This window comes from Amycolatopsis sp. NPDC102522 (assembly GCF_055584485.1).
Window position 1 is genome coordinate 395,249 of record NZ_JBVJLY010000001.1, and the last position, 18,727, is coordinate 413,975.

Consider the following 18,727-nt stretch of genomic DNA (forward strand, 5'->3'; position numbering starts at 1 on the left):
CGAAAGGCGAAACCCATGCAGCCGACGCTGGAACACGAGATCCGGAAGTTCGTCCTCACCACCATCGTCCAGGACCTCGGGCAGCCGCTGGACGTGGACGCCGTCCGCGACGACGCGCCGCTCGGGGCGGCCGGGCTGGACCTCGATTCGCTCAGCCTGATCGAGCTGACGATGCGCATCGAGCGACGGTTCGCGGTGGAGTACCCCGAGGACAGCATCGAGCCGGTCGGCGCGATGAGCCTGGCCGAACTGGTGGCCGACACGGTGGCCCGGGGCGCGACGGCATGAGCGGAGCCTCCGGTGTGCCGATCTCGGCCGCACAGGTGCGGGATCTTCTGTCGGATCCCAAGATCTTTCCGCGGCTGGCCGACGACGACACCGAGTTCGTGTTCGACTCCCTCGGCCTGGTCTGGTTTCTCCACTTGCTCGAACTCCGTTGCGAGGTGCTCGCCGAGTCCACCGACGAGTGCTTTTCCGGGCTGACTTCCGCGCGCCGGATCGCGACCTACCTGGGTGAGACGGCAGTGCGATGAGCGAAATCGTGGTGACCGGTCACGGCGTGCGGACCGTGTTCGGGGACGGCGCCGATGCGCTGCGCTCGGGTGTGTTCGAAGGGCGCGCGGGCTTCGGCCCGATCACCCGGTTCGACACCGCGAACCTGCGCACGGGCGTCGCCGCCTGCGGCCCGGGGCCGGGCACCCCGCCGCTGCGGACGGCACTGACCACGGTGGCCGACGCCGCGGTGGCGATGGCCGGAGTGGTGCCGGACGGGCGCACCGCCGTCGTGGCCGGTGCCGCCGGTGATTTCACTGCGGTGACCGGATTCTGGGCCACCGGGCAGACCGGCCGGATCGGCGACACCGTGGCGAGCGGGTTCGCCGACGCGCTGAGTGAACGGCTGGGGGCGAGCGGACCCCGGACGACGTTCACGACGGCCTGTGTGGCCTCGGCGAGCGCGATCATCCACGGTTGCCGTCTGATCGCCGCCGGCGCCGCCGACACAGCCGTCTGCGCCGGTGGCTATCTCGTCGAACCCGAGAACCAGGCGAAGTTCGATTCAGGTCGCGCACTCGCCAGGGACGGCGTGATACGGCCGTTCAGCGAGAACCGGTCAGGGCTGCTGCTCGGCGATGGTGTGGCGGCTGTGGTGCTCGAGTCGAAGGCGTGTGCCGCCCGCCGTGACGCGGAAGTGCTCGCGCGGGTCACCGGCTGGGGCATGGCGTCGGACGCCCATCACATCGCCCGTCCACATCCACGGGCGCGCGGGCTCGTCCTGGCGGCGCGGAAAGCGCTGCGGCAGGGCGGAGCGTCGAACGTGGGTTATGTCAACGCGCACGGCACCGGCACCAAGCACAACGACAGCGCGGAGACCGCCGGCCTGCACGACCTGTTCGGTGCGGACGCGCCGGAAATTCCGGTCAGCTCCACCAAGAGCACGACCGGGCACATGCTCGAAGGTGCCGGTGTCGTGGAATTCGTCGTCACGCTGCTGGCCTTGCTCGACCAGACACTGCCACCGACCGCGGGTTTCACCGGGCAGGACGGGGAATGCGATCTCGACTATGTGCCCCATGAGGCGCGCGCGGTGACGTTGCGCCGGGCGCTGACCGTGAACGCGGCGTTCGGCGGAGCCAACACCGCGATCGTCCTGGAGCGCCCGTGAACATTCTCACCGCGGCGACGGGCTCGGCCGCGACGGCTCCCCCTGTCGCGGGGTTCATCGAGTCGCCGTTCAATCCGCTGGTGCACCAGGTCGCGACGACGCTACTGGACCGTTGCGTCGTCGACGGCGCGCGCACGGGGATGGTGCTCGCCAGTGAACTGGGCGACAGCGTCACCACGGATCTCGCCAGCAGGCAACTGGCCGAGGGGAAGCCTGCCAACGCCCTGCTGTTCATGCAGGCCACGGCGAACGCGATCCTTGGGCGAATCGGTATCGAGCACGGCATCACCGGCCCGGCACTGTCGATCTCGCCGAGCAGGCACACCGGCCACGGTCCGCTCGACCTGGCCGCTCTCCTGCTCGAGGACGATCTGGACCGGATCCTCGTACTGGGCGTGGAACTCACCGGCACGCCGCGGACCGACGCGGCACACCGGGCGCGCGGCACCGAACCGCCGTCGGTCGACCTCGCCGCCGGATTGCTCGTCGGCCCCGGCTCCGCTCTCACTCACCCCTATCCCGAAGACGTCGCCGGCCTCCTGGCACTGGCTCGCTCGGCGACCACGACGGCGCCCTTTGGGCGTGCCGAAGGAGAACGACCGTGATCACGAAGACCGAACGTGCCACGATCATCGCCGACACCACGCTCGGCGCGGGGAACGTCCTGCACCGCGTCATCGCGTACGGCCATCCACTGGACGGTGAGGCCTTGTGGACGGACGGCACCTGGACCGCCCCGGACGGCACGCGACCCGAGCGCCTCACGCTCGGCGAGCTCCATGACACGGTCAAGGTCTACGCGTCCTGGTATCACGCGCGGGGCGTGCGGCCACGGGACCCGGTGGCGATCCAGACGTTCTCCAGTACCGAGTTCGCGGTGAACTACCTGGCGTTGACTTCGCTCGGCGCGATCCCGTCGTTCGTCAACGGCAAACTTCGCCCGGAGGTCGCCCGCGAGTACGTGCGCCGCCAAGGCGTCGTCGGCGTGCTCACGGACGAGGCGCATCGCGAGGTGTTCGCCGGGTACGTCGACGAGCTCGCGTTCCGCTTCGGAGTCACCGCGACGGACGTCGGCCCCGCCGGTGCACTTCCGGAAAAGTTCCCGTATGCCCACGACCCCACCGACCCGATCATCATCTCGCACTCGTCCGGCACCACGGGGATGCCGAAAGCCGTTCCGCACACGCACGAGACCTTGCTCTATGCCCAGCTGCATCGGCTGAAACTGTCGCTCGGGACTTCGATGAACAGGTTGCTGGTCGCACTGCCCGGCTCGCACAACGCCGCGATCTCCGTGCTGTTGTTCGGCCTGCTGTTGCGTTCCCCCGTGTACCTTCAGTCCAGTCAGCTCGGCGGGGACGTGCTCGACGCCGCGGAGAAGTTCAAGCCCACCACCATCTTCGGCTTCAGTGGCACCTACGCCGAGATGGCCGCGCATGACTTGTCGAAGCGCGACCTGTCGTCCGTGGAGGGCTGGTACAACACTGGCGACGCCGCCCATGAAGCGCACGTACGCGAGTTGATCGCGCAAGGCAGCCACGAATGGATCGATTCCGAATTCGCACGGGTCCGCGTGCCCGGTTCGGTCTTCACCGACGGGCTCGGCTCCTCCGAGACCGGATACTCGATCTTCCACAATGGACACCGGCCGGGTAGCACGTCGTACAACCGGTGTATCGGCAAGCCGATGAGCTTCGCGAAGGCCGCTGTGCTCTCCGAAGACGGGAAGGCCTTGCCGCCGGGAGAGGTCGGGCGGCTCGGCGTCAAGTCGCCGACGCTGACCCCCGGCTACTGGAACGACTCACTGACCTTTCATCGTCTGCGGCTCGGCGGCTACTGGCTCACCGGCGATCTGGCCACGCGAGACGAAGCGGGGAACTTCTACCACCTGGACAGGGCTCCTGACGCGATCCGCACGGCGGACGGGCTCGTGCTCAGTACCAGCACCGAAGAACTCCTGCTGCGGGAACTGCCGGAGCTCGACGACTGCACGGTCGTGGCTGTCGCACCCGGGAACGTGCGGGCCGACTGGGACGGGGACGGGATCGCGGAGGCGTATGTGCTGCTGCAGACCACCGCGTCGCGAGCCGACGAGGAGTGGACCCGCGTGGTCAACGAGACGCTCACGAAAGCCGGGCTCCCGGCGCTTGCCCGCGCGTTGGTGACGGACGCCGGTGAAGTCGCCAAGGGAGCGACCGGAAAAGTGCTCAAGCGCACGCTTCGAGAGCGGTTCCGCGCGATCACGGTTTCCGAGGAGCGTGCATGACGAGCGCTCCCGAGCCATTGGAGGTATCGCCGCACCTGCGGGCCATGGACGCCTACCGGGCGTGGTGGTTGCACGACGCCCGTTGGTATCAGGGAGTCGCCAGCCGGTTCGGGGCCGAGGTCGCGAACGAGATCAACGCGGAGGCACTGCGGTACGTCGCGGAGAACATCGGCCGAAAGGTGGCCAAGCGCGCCGGTGGCGTCGATTCCGATATGGACGGTCTACGCGAACGCTACGAGGAGTGCGCGGAAGCGATGTTCCCGTCGGAACTGCGTGACGGCGGCGTCCAAGTGGTCGACGACGACCTGCTGGAACTGACCATGCGGCGGAACTTCGCGGTGACGATGGTGCGAATGGCCAAGGCTCTGGACAGCTATGAGTGCCCGTGCACCGACATCCATGCCGGCTGGGCGGCCGGGCTCGGGGTCGAGCTCACCGAGAACCGCGCGGTCGCCTGCCTGCGGCACGGCGACCCGGCATGCCGGCTGCTGATGCGTTTCCGCGGAGCGCCGGAGGGCGAAGGCTGAAGCACAGGCATTGACGACCGAGTCGCCAATGCGAACCCGGGCGCTCGGGCAGGGTGACCCAGCCGGTCGTGGCGATCTCCTTGACCTCGACCGGCGCCGGACGCCAGGCCACCGGCGCGGCTCCGGGGGCATGGCGGACGACGTCGTCGAACAACCAGTCCGACGCGATCGCGGCCGGCGTCCCCGGCGTGCAAAGCGCGCTCCGCGGCCGATCCCCGGTCGAGCAACTCGCGCAGGCTCTCCGACTCGGCGTCCGGATGCCACAGCACCACCGACCTCGATCCGGCAGGTCGCCGCCGTCACCCTCATAGCGGGCATCGGCGGCCGCACGTCCACCGGATCGTTCTGCTCGACGAACTCGTTGAAGAGCTGCCTGCGGCCCATGTCGCCCCCAGGGCAACCGTGAGCCTTCTGGACGTGCAAGTGAGCAGCGAGCTCGACGCGGTTCCCGCAGTCAGCAGCGCGCCGGAACCGGGTAGTACGGCCCGTCCCTGCCGACCCTGAACAGCACCGTCCGGTCCGGCCCGTTTCCGCCTGTCCACGCCGGAACGGCGGTTTTCACGGCGAACCTGTCACCGTTACGGAACGAAGTCCGCGATCCCGCCAGGCTGAGCTGCTCACCGTCGGGGAACCGGACGTCATACATCATCTGACCGAGTTCCCGGCCCGCCGAGCCGTCACCCCGCCTCGCGGTCACGATTCCCTTGCGCCGGCCCGCGGCCAGGACAGCCCGGTAGCGCGAAGACCAGGTGTACCGCGCGATCACGGTCATAACGAGAGCTGCCCCGCCGACAGTGATCGACACCGCGGCGACGCTTTGGTAATTCCCGCTCTCCGGCCCCCATCCGGGAAGCGGCGATGTCCTGAGTCCTGGATCCGAAGGGGCGCCGACCAGGGCGATGAGACCACTCACCAACGGCAGGAGGGCATCGGCGAGATCCTCTTTCGCTCGCCTGCCGTAGAACGCCGCCCGGCGAAGACCGCGACCGCGGCCAGGACGAGCAGAGCGGCGATCGCGATGATGCCGTCGAACTCGGTCGGCCCTGCGGCACCGGCGAGCGCAGGCAGGATCTGAACGGCCACGAGCACGAGCAACGGCCCGATGAGACTCAAGACGGCGCAGGTGGTCAGATACCACGATCTCCGGCGGCTGGAACACCCGCTGCCCCGGGCAGATGCCGCCGCTCCCGGAGTACCGTCGCCGCACCCTCGGCAGTCCGGATGCCCTTCTTCAAGAACCTTGCCGGCCAGGGCCTGGGTATCGACACGTCTCGATACCCAGGCCCTGGGGTGCAAGCCCACAGGAGCCAAAGCTAAAAGGAATGACGAATGGAGATACAGAAATGACCTACTGCTGAACAGACCAAGTGGTGGAAACCACGGCCCCGTTGGCCCACATGCGGTCCACCTGTTGACGTTCCTGGGAATTCGGGCTGGAGTTGTGACACGACGTTCCCGCACCGCCGCCAGACATCAATTCCGAACACGGGCCCCGATAGTTGTCCTTGAGACCGAGTGCGTGCCCGGTCTCGTGAGCCGTGACGCGGACCTTGTCGTACTTGGACATTTGCTGGTAGTCGATGTAGATCGTGCCCTGCCCGTGTCCGTTGGTCACCGCGTGTGAACCCTGCTGACCATAGTTACCCTCCACATAACGAAGGGTAGCGCCCGAGCACTCCTGCAGCTGAACGTTGCGCACGGCCTCGTTCCATTTGCCGAGCCCGGCAAGGATGTACTGCTTGAACTGGGGCGCACTCGAAGTGCTCACGCACACAGCTTTCGCGGCGGCTTCGGTCGCCGGTGCGGCAAGCGCTGTATCGGCGACAACCGGGGTGAGGAACACAGCCACACCCAGTGCGCCGAATGTCAGTGATTTGATCGGCATCAGAGGATCTCCTGACCGTTGGGGAAATTGCTCTCCACATAGTGCGGAGCGCAGACCAGAAGCGGTATATGTCAACTAGCTATAAGACTTGCCTATGGTTTACCGTCACCGTCGCGACCGGAATCTCCATCCCCACCGCAAGAGCGTTCTCCTGGCCGAGAATTCGCAGAAACGCGGGATCACCGTCGAGCACCACCTCGATGGCTGGTTTGAGCTGCATGGTGTCGTGAGTGAAGAGGACTTTCCCGGTCGTGGGAGGCTGCCGCTCCAGCACGACGGGCCGGAACCAGAGGCTCGCGTCCTCGGTGCCGTGGCAGGTCACATCCAGGATGATCCTGTGCTTGCCGGGCGCGACATAGTCGGGGGTCGCGCGCCTCGACTCGATCCCGCACCACCAGGCCATCCGCCTCGACCACCTGCACCCAGCCGAGGTCACCGGTCGACGTCTCCGGAATCCACACACCATTGCCGTGCAGGCGATCTGGTTGAGATTCCGAAAACCGAAGGGGATGTCACCAGACGACCTGCCTCTGATCGACGCGCTGCCCTACCTCGCGTTGAACCTGGAGATGGCGCCGGGACCATACCTGCAAGCGCTGTTCGAAGCCGTCCAGCTCGCCATCATCGTCCACGACGACGGTGAACATGCGACAATCACGATCAAGCTCCCGGCAGACGAACTGCCAGAGATCACTCATGCAGCGGAAGGGTCGCCGACGTGAGCCCCTCCCACGAACTCCCGCGCGAAGCCGCGCCTGAGCTTGTGGGGATGTTGTCTGTGCCCCCGGTGAGATTCGAACTCACACTGGACGGGTTTTGAATCCGTTGCCTCTGCCAGTTGGGCTACGGGGGCGATGCCCGGTGAACTTTACGGGATCGCGGGAGCGCGTCTTCCGCCGGGCCCGGGAGTGTGACGACCGTCTGACGTGGTGAACGCCATCTAGCCGACTGGATCGTTCCCGGTAGGCTTCAGGTTCGCGGACAGCCCGCGAGCCGAACTGCCCGACGACCTTCAGGAGGACCCCGGTGACCGAGCAGGCTGCCGAGGCCAACGGTGCCGTCGCCGCACCCCAGCGGCGGGTGCTCGTGGCCGAAGATGAGGCCCTCATCCGTCTGGACCTCGTCGAGATGCTCCGCGAAGAGGGCTACGAGGTTGTCGGTGAGGCCGGAGATGGCGAGCAGGCCATCAACCTGGCTACCGAATTGAAGCCCGACCTGGTGATTCTCGACGTCAAGATGCCCAAGCTCGACGGTATCGAGGCCGCTTCCAAGATCACCGGCGACCGGATCGCGCCGGTCGTCATCCTGACCGCGTTCAGTCAGCGCGACCTCGTCGAACGGGCCAGGGACGCCGGCACGATGGCGTACCTGGTCAAGCCGTTCGCCAAGCGTGACCTGGTGCCCGCCATCGAGCTGGCCGTGAGCCGGTTCGCCGAGCTCCAGGCCCTCGAGTCCGAGGTCGCCGGCCTCACCGACAGGCTCGAGACGCGCAAGGTCATCGACCGTGCGAAGGGTCTGCTGATGAGCCGGCAGGGACTCACCGAGCCGGACGCGTTCCGCTGGATACAGCGCACCGCGATGGACCGCAGGACCACGATGAAGGCGGTGGCCGAGGCCGTCGTCGAGAGCATCGGCGGCTGACGAACCCGAGAAAAGGCCACCTCCGGCGACGGAGGTGGCCTTTTCTCTGTTCAGGAACCGCTTGCCGCCCGCATCACCCAGTAGACGTCGGTGTTCTCGACCGTGCCGCCCAATCGGGCGGAGCCGGGGCCTTCGGCGGTGACGGGGGTGTCGGCACCGGTGTGGCCGTGGGTCGTCCAGTCCACAGTGAACTGGAGCTTCGAGCCCGGTACATCGAACGGACCGTCCTGGTCAGGGTCGGTTTCGTCGGTGTCGTAGTTCTCGATGCTCAGCCCGCCGGTCTCGTGGTCGCCGCCGATGATCACCAGCGTGTCGGGATGCGTGCGGACGAAGCGCAGGACCTCGGCGATCGTGGCGTCGAGCGCACGACCGGCGTCGATCACGCCGTGCGCGTTGTTCTCGTGCGACATCCCGTCGGTCCCTTCCTCCTCCAGGAAGAGGAAGAATCCGCGCGGGTTCTTCGACAGCGTGTCCAGCGCCTTGCGCGCCATCTGCTCGAGCGGTACTCGCGGCGCGTACTTCCCGACGCCGTCCGGGCCGTAGTCGACCATGTCCTCGTTCGAGAACAGGCCGAGGATCCGGTTCGCCCGCGTGTTCCGCAGTTCGTCGCCGTCACGCACGTAGGTGTAGCCCGTTCGCTGCGCGCGTTCGACCAGGTTGCCGTAGGGGCTGCGGCTCTCCTCCCCCGGCTTGTCCGGCCAGAGCCCGGGGTTCCCCTTCGGGTACCACCAGTCCTCACCGCCGCCGAGCAGGACGTCCGGACGGCTGTTCTCGATGTACTGCTTCGCGATGTCGCTCTGCGAATCCCGGCTCGGCACGTGTGCCGCGAAGGCCGCCGGCGAAGCGCCCGTCACCTGCGCGGTGGTGACCAGGCCGGTCGACTTCCCGGCCCGCTTCGCCCGTTCGAGGATCGTTTCCAGCGGACGCCCGTGGGCGTCCATCCCGACAGCGCCGTTGCGCGTCTTGTGGCCGGTCGCGAGGGCGGTGGCCGCCGCGGCCGAGTCGGTGACGATCTCGTCCTCGTCGTCGGACGACGTCCGTACGAGGCCGGTAGCCGCTAGCCCGTCCATCGCCAGTTCGCCACGTTTGCCCTTGAGCGCCAGCCGGAGCAGGTCACGCTGACCGAGCCCGAGACCGTCGCCTTGGATGTAGATGATGTTGCGGGCCGTCCGTGCCCCGGACCCCGCCGTCGTCGGCTCCGCGACGGCCGCGGAGCCACCGCACAGGACAACCAGAACCATCGCCGCCGCCAGACCACGTCCGCGCACATCGCCTCCCGTTAGTTAGGAACCTTTCCTAACAGAGAAGTCACGCGAAGGCCAGGGGTCCGCTCAGCCGCGCAGCATCCCCGCGTCGTGGGCGAGGATCGCTGCCTGGACACGGTTCGCGCAGCCGAGCTTGGCGAGAATACGGCTGACGTGGATCTTCACCGTTCCGCTCGACAGCCGCAGTTCCCCCGCGATCTCCGCGTTGCCCAGCCCCCGCCCCACCCGCACCAGGACGTCGAGCTCGCGAGCGGTCAACGCGTCGAGCCTCCGCCTCGCCCGCGCGACACTGTCGGCGTCGGCCGCGTCGGTGGCGCGGAACCGGTCGATGACCTGCTTCGCGATCCGGGGTGACAGCACCGCGTCGCCGGTGGCCGCGGACCGCACGGCTTGGATGAGTTGCGCCGGATCGGTGTCCTTGAGCAAGAACCCGGCCGCTCCCGCGCGCAGCGCCCTGGCCACGTACGCCTCGTCCCCGAACGTGGTGAGCATGATGACCCGCACCCCCGGCGCGATCCGGCCGAGCTCCTCCACCGCGGCGAGCCCGTCCACCCTGGGCATCCTGATGTCCATCAGCGCGACGTCCACGGGCGTCCGCCGGACGGCGTCGATCGCTTCCGCGCCGTCGGACGCCTCGGCCACGACGTCGATGTCGCCCGCCTGGTTCAGCAGGAGTCGCGCGCCCACCCGCAGCAGCGGTTCGTCGTCGGCGAGCAGAACCCGGATCATCGTGGCACCGAGAGTTCGAACCAGGTCTTCCCCACCAGCCCATTGTCGCCGAAACAGAACCGGAAGATCGCGGCGGTTTCGGCGTCGGGCGGATCGTCTGCCGGGACGTAGACGCAGTAGGTGTCCTCCGGGATCGGCGGCTCCCGGCCCTGCGCGGCGACCTGCGCGGCGGGTTCGTTCGGGCCGAACCAGGCCTCGACCTCCTCCGGTGTCATCCCGATCTTGACGCTGGCGAGCGGATCCTCGTGGTCGGCGGGCGTGAGCGGCGGCACGAAGGCCAGCGTCGTCAGCAGCAGCGCGGCGACGGCGGCGAGGCCGGTCGTCAGCATCAGACCGGACAGGAGCCGGCCCGGTCGCTTCTCGCCATCCGCGACAGGCGGCTCCTCGCCCGTCTCTTCGGCGAGAGGCGCGTCCGACCGCTTCGGCAGATCCGCCGTGACGGCGAAGCCGCCATCCGGATCCGGCCCGGCCGTGAACGTGCCGCCGAGGAGACGGACACGCTCGCGGAGCCCGACGAGCCCGCGCCCGGTGCCGGGCAACCGCTCCCCCGCGACCGGCTCGGCACCGTTGCGCACCAAGATCTTCACCAGGTCGGGGCCGTGGTCGACGACGACGGAGACCGCGGCCGCGGAGGCGTGTTTGTGGACGTTGGTCAGCGCTTCCCGCACCACCCGGTGCACGGCGCGGCGAACCGGTGGCCGGACGCCGTCGAGGTCCGTCCCGAGCCACTCGAACGTCACGTCGAGGCCCGCGTCACGCGAGGATGCCACCAGATCGGCGATGTCGGCCTCGGTCCCGGCGGCGTCGGTGGCCTCCGCGGGTTCCGCCGGTTCCCCACCCGGCCGCAGGATGCCGAGGGACTGCCGCAGTTCCTCGAGCGCGACCTTCGCCGTCGTCCGGACGTGCCGCGCGGCCTGCCGTAGCTCCGGATCCTTGCCCTCGGCGGCGACCTCCAGCGCGCCCGAGAACATCGTGATGAGGCTGAGCCGGTGCCCGAGCTGGTCGTGCATTTCCTCGGCGATCCGCGAACGTTCCTCCAGCCGAGCCTGCGCCCTGGTCACCTGACGGGCTTCCTCGAGCGATTCCGCCCGCTCCCGCAACGCCACCACCAGCCGGGCCTGCTGCGCCTGCATCGCGCCGACCAGCGCGGGCAGGACGAGGCAGGACACCGTCGAGACGGCGATCACCACGAGCACGTACTGCCAGCGGAAAGCGGGCTGGGTGAGCAGGACGACGGCGGCCGGGAGCAGCGCCGCGAGGCCGAACAGCGGCCACCGCCTGCCCCGTGCCCCCGCCGTATGCGCGATGACCGCGAGAGCGACACCGGTGGCGGGGAACAGCCCGAACAGCACCGTCGCGGCCAGCAGCACGGCCACCGGGAACCGGCGGCGTGCCACCATCAGCACGACGGCGCAGGCGATCACCGCGGTCAGCACCGGAACCGACGGGGAGAACACCTCCGGCCAGCCCCACGCGGGCAGCAGATCGGCGAGGAAGATCGTCACGCCCGCGACGAAGCCGGCGAGGAGTACCTCCGCGAGCACGGTCACGCTTCCAGCATCACACGGGGCCGGTGGCGCAGCGGGCCGGGGCGGCGGGAATCGCCAAGTCGATCAGATACCGGTTGACCCCTTCGTCCACACAGGACGATCCGCCGCCGTAGACGGCGTGCCCGACGTCCTCATTGGACAGCAGGACCGCCGATTCGAGACTGCCGGCCAGATGCCGCGCCCAGCCATAGGGTGTCGCGGCGTCCTTCGTGGTCCCGACGAGCAGGATGGGCGGTGCGCCGCCGGCTCGGACCGTCCGGGCCGGAGTCGTCGCGGTGGGCAGGAAGGCGCAGCCGAGCGCCTCCGTGCCGGAAGAGAGCCGGGAAGTCCGGCGCAGCTCTCGCGCGGCGTCCTCGTACACGTTCAGCTCGGTGGGATGCGCGCGGTCGAGGCAGTTGACGACGGTGAGCGCGTCCGTTGTATCGGTCGAGGTCTCCGCCGGGCCATCGCCCGGTGAGTCGTCCGCCGGGGAATCGGCGCCGAGGATGATCCCGGACAGCTCCGCCCAGTCCGCCGGAAAGGTGAGCTTCGAGGAGATCTCCTCGCGGAGAGCAGCTCCATTGCCCGCTTTGTCCGCTTCGGCCAGTACCCTGTCCACCGTGGCGAGGATTTCGGTCTCGTCCCGGCCGGGGCACTGCTCGCCCGTTCTGACCGCACACTGCTTCGCATAGGTGAGGAGCGTGTCTTCGACGCTCTTCGCCTGCTCGATGGTGTCGGCCCGCCAGTCGAGGTAGGTGTTGTCGACGTCGTCGGTGCCCAGATGCCGCAGCACCTCCTCGCCGGTGCCCCGCAGGCACGCCTCGGCGTACTGTCGCGTTTCCGGGACCTCGGCGCCGATCAGCGGGAGTCCCTCAGGCGCCTTCGACGTGGGTTCGCCTTCGGTGTCGCACCGGATCCGCGGTTCACTGCCGCCGATTCCCCGCGGATCGAAGCCGACCAGGTCGAACCGTTCCCGGACCACGGCAGGCCACGTGCCCGCGACATCCTTCACCATGGCGACCCCGGATTGACCGGGCCCGCCCGCTCCCGCGACGAGCGTGCCGAGCCGCCCCTCCGGCCGGGTCGCCGCGGCCTTGATCAACGGCAGCGTGAACTTCGGCCCGTCCGGTCGCCGGTAGTCCACCGGCACGGTCAGCTTCGCGCATTGGAACGCCTCACACGGCCGCCAGTCCAGGGTCTGCCGGTAGTACGACGCCAACGTGGCCTGGTGTTCCGGTTCGTCCACTCCGGTCACCGGGGCCGGGCTTCCTTGCGACGTCGTGCATCCGGCGACCAGCGCGACGGACAACACCACGCACTTCCAGCTCACTCGAAACTCCTGCCTTCGGGACACCGGACGATCCAACCCCGTCGCCCCTCCTCGCACGACCCTCGACAGGCTGAAAGTCCGGGCCGTCGTCGGCCACGAGGACTAGCCCGAAAGACATACCCACGAACGGTGAGATCCAGACCACACGATCGGGTCGTGACGATCTTCGTCCCGCTGGGTCTATGGAGTGTGGGAGCGAACGGGACACCGCGAACTTCCGCCACAGGCAACGGAATACGAACCGAGGAGATCGCGATGACGAACACCGCCACCACCGCCACCAAGCCGAACTCGAACTCCGCCGCCCCCGCCGCGAACGGCGCGCTCACCTCCACCCAGGGCGTCACCACGATCGCCGACACCGTCGTGCAGAAGGTCGCGGGCCTCGCGACCCGTGAGATCACCGGCGTCCACGCGCTCGGCGGCGGTGCCGTGCGTGCCTTCAACGCTCTTCGCGAGCGCATCCCGGGCGCCACCGCGTCCGCCGGGCAGGGCGTCTCCGTCGAGGTCGGCGAGCGCCAGGCCGCGGTCGACCTGCAGATCGTCGTCGAATACGGCGTCGCGATCGCGGATCTCGCCAAGTCGGTGCGCCGCAACGTGATCGGCGCGGTCGAGCAGATGACCGGACTCGAGGTCGTCGAGGTCAACATCAACGTGTCCGACGTGCACATCCCGGGCGACGACGACACCGACGAGCCCACCGAATCCGGCCGCGTCCAGTGACCACCGGCGCCGGTCCGCGCCCGAAAGCAAGGAGAACGTTCATGAACGCCACCCATCTCGGCCTGTTGACCGGTCTCGTGCTCGGCGTGGCCGGCGCGTTCGGCGGCTTCGGCGCCTTCCTCGTCGTGCTCGTCCTCGCCATCCTCGGCCTGCTGGTCGGCCGGTTCCTCGACGGCAAGCTCGACCTTTCGGCCCTGGCCGGCCGCGACAGGGGCTGACAGCCATGACGACCATGACCCCCGCCGCGCCGGACACGGACGGGCGCGGCGGGCTGACCGTGGCAGGCGGCGCCGTCGAACGGATCGCCGCACGGGCGATCACCGAACTCGACGGCCTCGGCGGCGCGGCCTCACGGGTGCTCGGGATCGCTGTCGGCGGCGAAGACCTCGACCAGGGCGCCAAGGTGAGCGCGAACGTCACCGGCTCGACGGCCACTTTGGACGTCCGGCTCTCGGTGACGTACCCGCTTTCGGTCCGTGCCACCACCGAAACCGCGCGAGAGCACCTGATCCACCGCGTCGGCGAACTCTCCGGCCTGACAGTGACACGCGTCGACATCACCGTCACGGCCCTGCACTCCGCGGAGACCGAAACGAGGAGGGTCCGATGAAACGGCGCCCCCGCCGCAGCCTCCCGGCTGTGCTCGTCGCCCTCGTGGTGCTCGCCGGCTGTGTCCTGGCCGCCGCCGTCGCGGTCCAGACGATCCTCGGGGAGAAACCGTGGATCAGCTACGACGCCGTCGCGTCCGCGCTGCACGGCACCCGATGGAGTGATCCACTGCCGGCGATCGCCGGTGGTGGGGTCGCGCTGATCGGTTTGCTGCTCCTCGTGAGCGCCGTCGTCCCGGGGAGGCCGACCGTGCTGCCGCTCGGAGGCGGCACGGATTCCGGTGCCTCCCGGCGCAGCTACCGGTCGACACTGCGCACAGCAGCCTCCACTGTGGACGGCGTCTCGGCGGCGAAACTGAAGCTCAAGCGGCGCGGGATCGTCTCGGTGGTGACCACGGGGCGGACGAACACCGCGGGAATCGCCGACGCCGTCCGCGCCGCCATCGAGCATCGCCTCGCCCAGATCGGCCCCGCCACCGTCCCGGCCGTGCGGGTCCGGGTCAAGGCCACCAGGAGCGCGTCATGACCGATCTCAACCGCCCCGCCCGGCTGAACCGCACCCTCCTGGTGCTGACGGGGCTCGTGCTGCTCGCCGGTGGCGTGTTCGCCGTCGGCACCCATTTCGGCAGGATCCCGCTGATCGAGCCCGGCAGCGCACTCGTGCCCGGCACGGCCCTGCCGCCCGGCTGGGCCTGGTACGCCGTCGCCGGGGGCGCGGTCGTCGTCGGGCTGCTGACGCTGCGCTGGCTCATCGCGCAGCCCGCCCGCAAACCCAAGTCCCACACCTGGCGCTTCGAGCAGGACACGGGCCGGACAGCGCTGGCCGCGAGCACCGCGGTGGAACCGTTCGTGGCGGAGGTCGCGGCCTATCCCGGCGTCCACGCCGCGCACGCCACGCTGGGCGGTCCCCAGGACGCGCCGGTACTGGCCGTGGTGCTGAGCGCCGAACAGGACGGCGATCTGGCCGCCATCCGCGAGCGTGTCACCGAGGAGGGCCTGCCGCGGCTGCGCCAGGCGCTGGACCTCGGCGAGCTTCCGATGACCATCGAGTTCCGCTTCTCCACCAAGGCCGGCCCCCGCCTTCATTAGCACCCGTCCGCTCCCCCGCCGGCTCCGAACGCCTCGTGAGAGGTGTGTGTCGGTGAGGGGAGCTGGGTGCGGTGAACGGTGGCCAGGCGGAGCTGGAAGCGGAGCTCGACCGATTCTGCCGCCGGGTCGCCGGCGCCGCGGAAGTCACGCTCGGCCTGCGGAACCTTCCCGAACTGCGCGACATCCGCTCCGTGGTCGCCGACAGCCTCGGCTTCGGCCGCGGCGAGGACGAACCGCTAGGTGCCCTCCTGCTCGTCATCGACGAACTGGTGAGCAACGCGTACCGGCACACGGACGGACCCGGTGAACTGCGCGTCAACCGGCGTGTCCGCAGCTTCATGGTCGAAGTCTCCGACAACGACCCCGACCTGGAAGCCTTGCGTTCCGCAGCCGAAAACAAGCACTACGGACTCCGTCTGATCACCCAGCTTTCCCTCGATTGGGGTTTCCGCGGCGAACAAGCCGGGAAAACGGTGTGGGCGCTGGTTCCCGCGCAGCTGTACTACGAACATTGAAGAGCGGAACCTTGAGGAGCACACGCATGTCCATCGTGACCCGAGCCGCCGACACCGTGCTCGACCGGACCCTGCTCGGTTACAGCAGCGTCGGACACTACCTGCGACGCCGGTGGTGGCCGGCGGACCCCGCGCCGGACACGCTCGCGGGCAAGGTCGCCGTGGTGACCGGCGCGAAGGCGGGCCTGGGCAAGGCGACCGCCATCGGGCTGGCGAAGCTGGGCGCGACTGTCCGGATCGCGGTCCGCGGCGACGGCGACGCCGCCCGCGCCGAGATCGAACGTGCCGTGCCCGGCGCGCGGATCGTCGTCGACCAGTGCGACGTCAGCCTGATCTCGTCCGTACGCGACTACGCGAAAGACCTCGACGGCGAGGTCGACGTGCTCGTGCACAACGCCGGTGTGATGCCCGCCGAGCGCTCGGAAACGGCCGAGGGCAACGAAGTCATGCTGGCCACGCATGTGCTCGGCCCGCATCTCCTCACCGCGTCGCTCCGGCCGAAGTTCGCCGACGGCGCGCGGGTGATCTGGGTCAGTTCCGGCGGGATGTACAGCCAGCCTCTGCGCACCGACGACCTCCAGTACCTCCAGGGCGAGTACAAACCGGCCGCCGGATACGCGCGCACCAAACGCATGCAGGTGGTGCTCGCCGAACTCTGGGCGGACGAACTGGACGGCTCCGGGGTCACCGTGCACAGCGCCCATCCCGGCTGGGCCGACACCCCCGGGGTCGCGACCTCCTTGCCGACGTTCCAGAAGGTGACCCGGCCGATCCTGCGGAACCCCGAGCAGGGCGCCGACACCTTCGTCTGGCTCGCCGCGGCCGAGGAACCGGCCCGGTACAACGGGATGTTCTGGCACGACCGCGTCCAGCGGCCCACGCACTACCTCGGCAAGACCCGGGAAACCGCCGCGCAGCGCCAGGAACTCTGGCAGTCCTGCGGGCGGCTGACCGGTGCTTAGGGGCGTGTTTCACACGCCCTAAGCGAGGTCGACCATGACGACCGCCGGGACAGTGGGGGTCCTCGAACCTCCGGCGGGTTCCACGGTGATGCCGACCCTGTCGATCCCGCCCGGCAGGTCCGCGAGCACCGGTCGAGTCCGATGTGGACCGTCCGAGGCCAGCAGCCCGGCCGAATGCGCACCGCCCGCGCCGATGAGCCAGACCTGATACGCCTTGCCGGGCGCCAACGGCGGGAGAGCACCCGCCAGCACGACGACCTTGCCCTGGCTCCGCGACGTCACGACCGTGGTCGTCCCGCGCTCGACGCCCTTGACCGTCGAGGCGTCGGGCGCGGTGAGCACCGAATTCACCGCCGCGAGCTGCTGCTGCGCGGGGTCGACCCCCTGCTCGGTGTTCGCGGTGACAAGCCCGAACACCAGGGCCCCGACGGCGGCCGCGGCGGCGCCCCACAAGGCCGCCCGTACGGGCGGCTTCTTCACGGGTCGGGCACGCCGGACGGAGGCGACCAGCGGCGGCCACTGGCGGGTCTGGGCGATCTCGGTGAGCGTCGCTTCCCGCAGCCTCGGCGGCGGCACGACGCCACGCGCCGCCCCCAGCCGCGCCGCCGTCTCCCGCAGCTCCCGGACCTCCTGGGCACATGCGGGGCAGCCCCGCAGATGCCGCTTGAACGCCGCGGCCTCCTCCTCCGGGACGGCGTTCACGGCGTAAGCCCCCGTCAGTGTGTGCAGTTCCGCCGTCATTGCCCCACCCCCAAGCAGTCACGCAGCCGGATAAGGCCGTCGCGGATGCGGGTCTTCACCGTGCCGGGCGCGGTCTTGAGCACTTCCGCGACTTCCGGGTAGGTGTATCCGTTGTAATAGGCCAGCACGACCGATTCCCGTTGCAGATCGGTCAGCGCGGACAGGCACTGGCGCACCCGTTGCTGCTCCAGGTTGGTGATCGTCGACTCGGCGACCTCGTCGAACGGGCGGCGGAAGTCGAGCCTGCCCGCGCGGTCGTCCCTGTCGAGCGCGGCCTGATGCGAACGCACCCGGTCCACGGCCCGCCGATGCGCGATGGTGAGCACCCAGGCCAGCGTGCTCCCCTTACCCGGTTTGAACCGCGCGGCCGTCCGCCACACCTCCACGAGCACTTCCTGGGTCACCTCCTCGGCGAACGTGCCGTTGCGGACGACCCTGTTCACCACGCCCCACACCGGCCCCGCCACGACGTCGTAGAGATCGGCGAACGCTTGTTCGTCACCGGCCGCGACCCGCTGCATCAGGCCCGCCTCGGCCTGCGCCGTCCCGGTGCCACCGCTTTCGCGCGGACTCGTCCGCACACCCTCGACCATCAAGCTGCCTCCACCTCACCCGACACCCGGCTACGCGGTTCCGTGGCGTCTGTGAGGGATTCGACGCCGAGGGCGGCGCGGACTGGTCGGGCGGGCGGGAAACACTCGAACGAGGCGGGGCGCCTCACCCCTGTTCGTCGAGCACGGTGTCCATTGTGGACCGAAGATGGCGCAGAAAAGTCTCGAACCGCTCGATCTCCTCCGCCGGGTACTCCGCCACCAGCGCCGTGAGCCCGGCGCTGAACGGGCCGAAGAACTCCCGCGCGGGCCCCTGGATCTCGGGGCCGCTGCGCAGGGTCACCTTCCGCCTGTCGGCGCTCTCCCTGGTCCGCACCACGTGACCGAGGCTCTCCAGCCTGTTCAGCAGGTTCGTGGTCGCGCCCGAGGTCAGCGCGATGCGTTCGCCGAGCCGGGCCGGGGACAGCGGCGAGCCGGTGTCTTCGGCGTAGAGGATCTCCACGAGGGCGGCGGCGTCGGTGGCGTGCAGGCCGAGCCAGTTCGCGAAACGCCGGGTGAACTCGGTGTAGTTCGCCCCGAAGCCGCGGAGGCCGTCCAGCAGCGACGCTGTCCGCGCCGCGACATCGTCCTCCATCACCCCTCCTCGGATCCGTGCTTTGACAACCTACCGGCCGCAAATATACCTTCATAGTGAAGCTACTTT

Annotated in this window: 27 protein-coding genes and 1 tRNA gene; 16 read left to right on the top strand and 12 right to left on the bottom strand. The window is 69.2% G+C overall.

Going from position 1 to position 18,727, the window contains the following annotated elements; all coding sequences use genetic code 11:
* Positions 1–15 precede the first annotated feature (15 nt).
* The 7 genes from ACZ6YV_RS01490 to ACZ6YV_RS01520 all read left to right on the top strand — a co-directional run bounded on the left by ACZ6YV_RS01490 (position 16) and on the right by ACZ6YV_RS01520 (position 4,767).
* Positions 16–288 (top strand): acyl carrier protein, encoded by a 273-nt coding sequence (locus tag ACZ6YV_RS01490; RefSeq protein WP_465507801.1) that lies wholly within the window; start codon positions 16–18, stop codon positions 286–288.
* On the top strand, positions 285–533 hold the full coding sequence (locus tag ACZ6YV_RS01495) for a hypothetical protein (protein ID WP_465507802.1): 249 nt from the start codon (positions 285–287) through the stop codon (positions 531–533). The genes ACZ6YV_RS01490 and ACZ6YV_RS01495 overlap by 4 nt, the downstream gene beginning before the upstream one ends.
* On the top strand, positions 530–1,663 hold the full coding sequence (locus tag ACZ6YV_RS01500) for a beta-ketoacyl-[acyl-carrier-protein] synthase family protein (protein WP_465507803.1): 1,134 nt from the start codon (positions 530–532) through the stop codon (positions 1,661–1,663). Before ACZ6YV_RS01495 ends, ACZ6YV_RS01500 begins: the two co-directional genes overlap by 4 nt.
* Positions 1,660–2,268 carry a beta-ketoacyl synthase N-terminal-like domain-containing protein gene (locus ACZ6YV_RS01505; RefSeq protein WP_465507804.1) on the top strand — a complete coding sequence of 203 codons (609 nt, stop codon included), beginning with the start codon at positions 1,660–1,662 and terminating at the stop codon, positions 2,266–2,268. Before ACZ6YV_RS01500 ends, ACZ6YV_RS01505 begins: the two co-directional genes overlap by 4 nt.
* Positions 2,265–3,929 (top strand): AMP-binding protein, encoded by a 1,665-nt coding sequence (locus ACZ6YV_RS01510; protein WP_465507805.1) that lies wholly within the window; start codon positions 2,265–2,267, stop codon positions 3,927–3,929. The genes ACZ6YV_RS01505 and ACZ6YV_RS01510 overlap by 4 nt, the downstream gene beginning before the upstream one ends.
* Positions 3,926–4,456 (top strand): hypothetical protein, encoded by a 531-nt coding sequence (locus tag ACZ6YV_RS01515; RefSeq protein WP_465507806.1) that lies wholly within the window; start codon positions 3,926–3,928, stop codon positions 4,454–4,456. The genes ACZ6YV_RS01510 and ACZ6YV_RS01515 overlap by 4 nt, the downstream gene beginning before the upstream one ends.
* A gap of 68 nt (positions 4,457–4,524) precedes the next feature.
* Positions 4,525–4,767 (top strand): hypothetical protein, encoded by a 243-nt coding sequence (locus ACZ6YV_RS01520; RefSeq protein WP_465507807.1) that lies wholly within the window; start codon positions 4,525–4,527, stop codon positions 4,765–4,767.
* Between the two features lie 143 nt (positions 4,768–4,910).
* On the opposite strand, the gene ACZ6YV_RS01525 is transcribed toward ACZ6YV_RS01520, so the two are convergent.
* The 4 genes from ACZ6YV_RS01525 to ACZ6YV_RS01540 form a co-directional block, all read right to left on the bottom strand.
* Positions 4,911–5,228 (bottom strand): hypothetical protein, encoded by a 318-nt coding sequence (locus ACZ6YV_RS01525; protein ID WP_465507808.1) that lies wholly within the window; start codon positions 5,226–5,228, stop codon positions 4,911–4,913.
* Between the two features lie 137 nt (positions 5,229–5,365).
* Positions 5,366–5,569: a hypothetical protein gene (locus ACZ6YV_RS01530; protein ID WP_465507809.1), complete on the bottom strand. Its 204-nt coding sequence runs from the start codon at positions 5,567–5,569 to the stop codon at positions 5,366–5,368.
* A gap of 235 nt (positions 5,570–5,804) precedes the next feature.
* A complete protein-coding gene (locus ACZ6YV_RS01535) occupies positions 5,805–6,341 on the bottom strand; it encodes a snapalysin family zinc-dependent metalloprotease (protein WP_465507810.1) in 537 nt (178 codons plus the stop codon).
* A 79-nt stretch (positions 6,342–6,420) separates the two neighbouring features.
* Positions 6,421–6,744 carry a hypothetical protein gene (locus ACZ6YV_RS01540; RefSeq protein ID WP_465507811.1) on the bottom strand — a complete coding sequence of 108 codons (324 nt, stop codon included), beginning with the start codon at positions 6,742–6,744 and terminating at the stop codon, positions 6,421–6,423.
* 67 nt (positions 6,745–6,811) lie between these two features.
* Between ACZ6YV_RS01540 and ACZ6YV_RS01545 the strand changes: the two genes are divergently transcribed.
* Positions 6,812–7,063: a hypothetical protein gene (locus ACZ6YV_RS01545; RefSeq protein WP_465507812.1), complete on the top strand. Its 252-nt coding sequence runs from the start codon at positions 6,812–6,814 to the stop codon at positions 7,061–7,063.
* 57 nt (positions 7,064–7,120) lie between these two features.
* On the opposite strand, the gene ACZ6YV_RS01550 is transcribed toward ACZ6YV_RS01545, so the two are convergent.
* Positions 7,121–7,194 (bottom strand) — tRNA-Leu (locus tag ACZ6YV_RS01550).
* Positions 7,195–7,367: 173 nt separating this feature from the next.
* Between ACZ6YV_RS01550 and ACZ6YV_RS01555 the strand changes: the two genes are divergently transcribed.
* The gene (locus tag ACZ6YV_RS01555; RefSeq protein ID WP_037321496.1) at positions 7,368–7,982 is read left to right on the top strand and encodes an ANTAR domain-containing response regulator; all 615 of its coding nucleotides are present in this window, start codon (positions 7,368–7,370) and stop codon (positions 7,980–7,982) included.
* Positions 7,983–8,032: 50 nt separating this feature from the next.
* On the opposite strand, the gene ACZ6YV_RS01560 is transcribed toward ACZ6YV_RS01555, so the two are convergent.
* From ACZ6YV_RS01560 to ACZ6YV_RS01575, 4 genes are all read right to left on the bottom strand, one after another.
* A complete protein-coding gene (locus ACZ6YV_RS01560; protein ID WP_465507813.1) occupies positions 8,033–9,250 on the bottom strand; it encodes an alkaline phosphatase in 1,218 nt (405 codons plus the stop codon).
* Positions 9,251–9,313: 63 nt separating this feature from the next.
* Positions 9,314–9,976, bottom strand: coding sequence for a response regulator (locus ACZ6YV_RS01565; protein WP_465507814.1), 663 nt, complete (start codon positions 9,974–9,976; stop codon positions 9,314–9,316).
* The gene (locus tag ACZ6YV_RS01570) at positions 9,973–11,526 is read right to left on the bottom strand and encodes a sensor histidine kinase (protein ID WP_465507815.1); all 1,554 of its coding nucleotides are present in this window, start codon (positions 11,524–11,526) and stop codon (positions 9,973–9,975) included. The genes ACZ6YV_RS01565 and ACZ6YV_RS01570 overlap by 4 nt, the downstream gene beginning before the upstream one ends.
* A 10-nt stretch (positions 11,527–11,536) precedes the next feature.
* On the bottom strand, positions 11,537–12,835 hold the full coding sequence (locus ACZ6YV_RS01575; RefSeq protein WP_465507816.1) for an alpha/beta hydrolase: 1,299 nt from the start codon (positions 12,833–12,835) through the stop codon (positions 11,537–11,539).
* A gap of 255 nt (positions 12,836–13,090) precedes the next feature.
* Here ACZ6YV_RS01575 and ACZ6YV_RS01580 point away from each other — a divergent pair, with 255 nt between their 5' ends.
* The 7 genes from ACZ6YV_RS01580 (at position 13,091) to ACZ6YV_RS01610 (ending at position 16,732) form a co-directional block, all read left to right on the top strand.
* Positions 13,091–13,558 (top strand): Asp23/Gls24 family envelope stress response protein, encoded by a 468-nt coding sequence (locus ACZ6YV_RS01580; RefSeq protein ID WP_465507817.1) that lies wholly within the window; start codon positions 13,091–13,093, stop codon positions 13,556–13,558.
* 41 nt (positions 13,559–13,599) lie between these two features.
* On the top strand, positions 13,600–13,776 hold the full coding sequence (locus tag ACZ6YV_RS01585) for a hypothetical protein (RefSeq protein WP_465507818.1): 177 nt from the start codon (positions 13,600–13,602) through the stop codon (positions 13,774–13,776).
* Between the two features lie 5 nt (positions 13,777–13,781).
* The gene (locus tag ACZ6YV_RS01590; RefSeq protein WP_465507819.1) at positions 13,782–14,168 is read left to right on the top strand and encodes an Asp23/Gls24 family envelope stress response protein; all 387 of its coding nucleotides are present in this window, start codon (positions 13,782–13,784) and stop codon (positions 14,166–14,168) included.
* Complete coding sequence (locus ACZ6YV_RS01595; RefSeq protein WP_465507820.1) at positions 14,165–14,692, top strand: DUF6286 domain-containing protein; 528 nt, start codon at positions 14,165–14,167, stop codon at positions 14,690–14,692. Before ACZ6YV_RS01590 ends, ACZ6YV_RS01595 begins: the two co-directional genes overlap by 4 nt.
* On the top strand, positions 14,689–15,255 hold the full coding sequence (locus ACZ6YV_RS01600) for an alkaline shock response membrane anchor protein AmaP (protein WP_465507821.1): 567 nt from the start codon (positions 14,689–14,691) through the stop codon (positions 15,253–15,255). The genes ACZ6YV_RS01595 and ACZ6YV_RS01600 overlap by 4 nt, the downstream gene beginning before the upstream one ends.
* Positions 15,256–15,326: 71 nt before the next feature.
* The gene (locus tag ACZ6YV_RS01605; protein ID WP_465507822.1) at positions 15,327–15,770 is read left to right on the top strand and encodes an ATP-binding protein; all 444 of its coding nucleotides are present in this window, start codon (positions 15,327–15,329) and stop codon (positions 15,768–15,770) included.
* 26 nt (positions 15,771–15,796) lie between these two features.
* Positions 15,797–16,732 carry an SDR family NAD(P)-dependent oxidoreductase gene (locus ACZ6YV_RS01610; RefSeq protein ID WP_465507823.1) on the top strand — a complete coding sequence of 312 codons (936 nt, stop codon included), beginning with the start codon at positions 15,797–15,799 and terminating at the stop codon, positions 16,730–16,732.
* An 18-nt stretch (positions 16,733–16,750) separates the two neighbouring features.
* Here ACZ6YV_RS01610 and ACZ6YV_RS01615 read toward each other — a convergent pair whose 3' ends face one another.
* The 3 genes from ACZ6YV_RS01615 to ACZ6YV_RS01625 all read right to left on the bottom strand — a co-directional run bounded on the left by ACZ6YV_RS01615 (position 16,751) and on the right by ACZ6YV_RS01625 (position 18,658).
* Positions 16,751–17,473 (bottom strand): anti-sigma factor, encoded by a 723-nt coding sequence (locus ACZ6YV_RS01615; RefSeq protein ID WP_465507824.1) that lies wholly within the window; start codon positions 17,471–17,473, stop codon positions 16,751–16,753.
* The gene (gene sigK, locus ACZ6YV_RS01620; protein ID WP_465507825.1) at positions 17,470–18,066 is read right to left on the bottom strand and encodes an ECF RNA polymerase sigma factor SigK; all 597 of its coding nucleotides are present in this window, start codon (positions 18,064–18,066) and stop codon (positions 17,470–17,472) included. The genes ACZ6YV_RS01615 and sigK overlap by 4 nt, the downstream gene beginning before the upstream one ends.
* A 124-nt stretch (positions 18,067–18,190) precedes the next feature.
* On the bottom strand, positions 18,191–18,658 hold the full coding sequence (locus ACZ6YV_RS01625) for a MarR family winged helix-turn-helix transcriptional regulator (protein ID WP_465507826.1): 468 nt from the start codon (positions 18,656–18,658) through the stop codon (positions 18,191–18,193).
* Positions 18,659–18,727: the final 69 nt, after the last annotated feature.

Coding starts and splice junctions, on each gene's coding strand:
- ACZ6YV_RS01490 (WP_465507801.1), top strand. CDS start 16: ATGCAGCCGACGCTGGAACACGAGATCCGGAAGTTCGTCCTCACCACC.
- ACZ6YV_RS01495 (WP_465507802.1), top strand. CDS start 285: ATGAGCGGAGCCTCCGGTGTGCCGATCTCGGCCGCACAGGTGCGGGAT.
- ACZ6YV_RS01500 (WP_465507803.1), top strand. CDS start 530: ATGAGCGAAATCGTGGTGACCGGTCACGGCGTGCGGACCGTGTTCGGG.
- ACZ6YV_RS01515 (WP_465507806.1), top strand. CDS start 3,926: ATGACGAGCGCTCCCGAGCCATTGGAGGTATCGCCGCACCTGCGGGCC.
- ACZ6YV_RS01525 (WP_465507808.1), bottom strand. CDS start 5,228: ATGACCGTGATCGCGCGGTACACCTGGTCTTCGCGCTACCGGGCTGTC.
- ACZ6YV_RS01535 (WP_465507810.1), bottom strand. CDS start 6,341: ATGCCGATCAAATCACTGACATTCGGCGCACTGGGTGTGGCTGTGTTC.
- ACZ6YV_RS01540 (WP_465507811.1), bottom strand. CDS start 6,744: ATGGCCTGGTGGTGCGGGATCGAGTCGAGGCGCGCGACCCCCGACTAT.
- ACZ6YV_RS01565 (WP_465507814.1), bottom strand. CDS start 9,976: ATGATCCGGGTTCTGCTCGCCGACGACGAACCGCTGCTGCGGGTGGGC.
- ACZ6YV_RS01580 (WP_465507817.1), top strand. CDS start 13,091: ATGACGAACACCGCCACCACCGCCACCAAGCCGAACTCGAACTCCGCC.
- ACZ6YV_RS01585 (WP_465507818.1), top strand. CDS start 13,600: ATGAACGCCACCCATCTCGGCCTGTTGACCGGTCTCGTGCTCGGCGTG.
- ACZ6YV_RS01590 (WP_465507819.1), top strand. CDS start 13,782: ATGACGACCATGACCCCCGCCGCGCCGGACACGGACGGGCGCGGCGGG.
- ACZ6YV_RS01595 (WP_465507820.1), top strand. CDS start 14,165: ATGAAACGGCGCCCCCGCCGCAGCCTCCCGGCTGTGCTCGTCGCCCTC.
- ACZ6YV_RS01600 (WP_465507821.1), top strand. CDS start 14,689: ATGACCGATCTCAACCGCCCCGCCCGGCTGAACCGCACCCTCCTGGTG.
- ACZ6YV_RS01610 (WP_465507823.1), top strand. CDS start 15,797: ATGTCCATCGTGACCCGAGCCGCCGACACCGTGCTCGACCGGACCCTG.
- ACZ6YV_RS01615 (WP_465507824.1), bottom strand. CDS start 17,473: ATGACGGCGGAACTGCACACACTGACGGGGGCTTACGCCGTGAACGCC.
- sigK (WP_465507825.1), bottom strand. CDS start 18,066: ATGGTCGAGGGTGTGCGGACGAGTCCGCGCGAAAGCGGTGGCACCGGG.
- ACZ6YV_RS01625 (WP_465507826.1), bottom strand. CDS start 18,658: ATGGAGGACGATGTCGCGGCGCGGACAGCGTCGCTGCTGGACGGCCTC.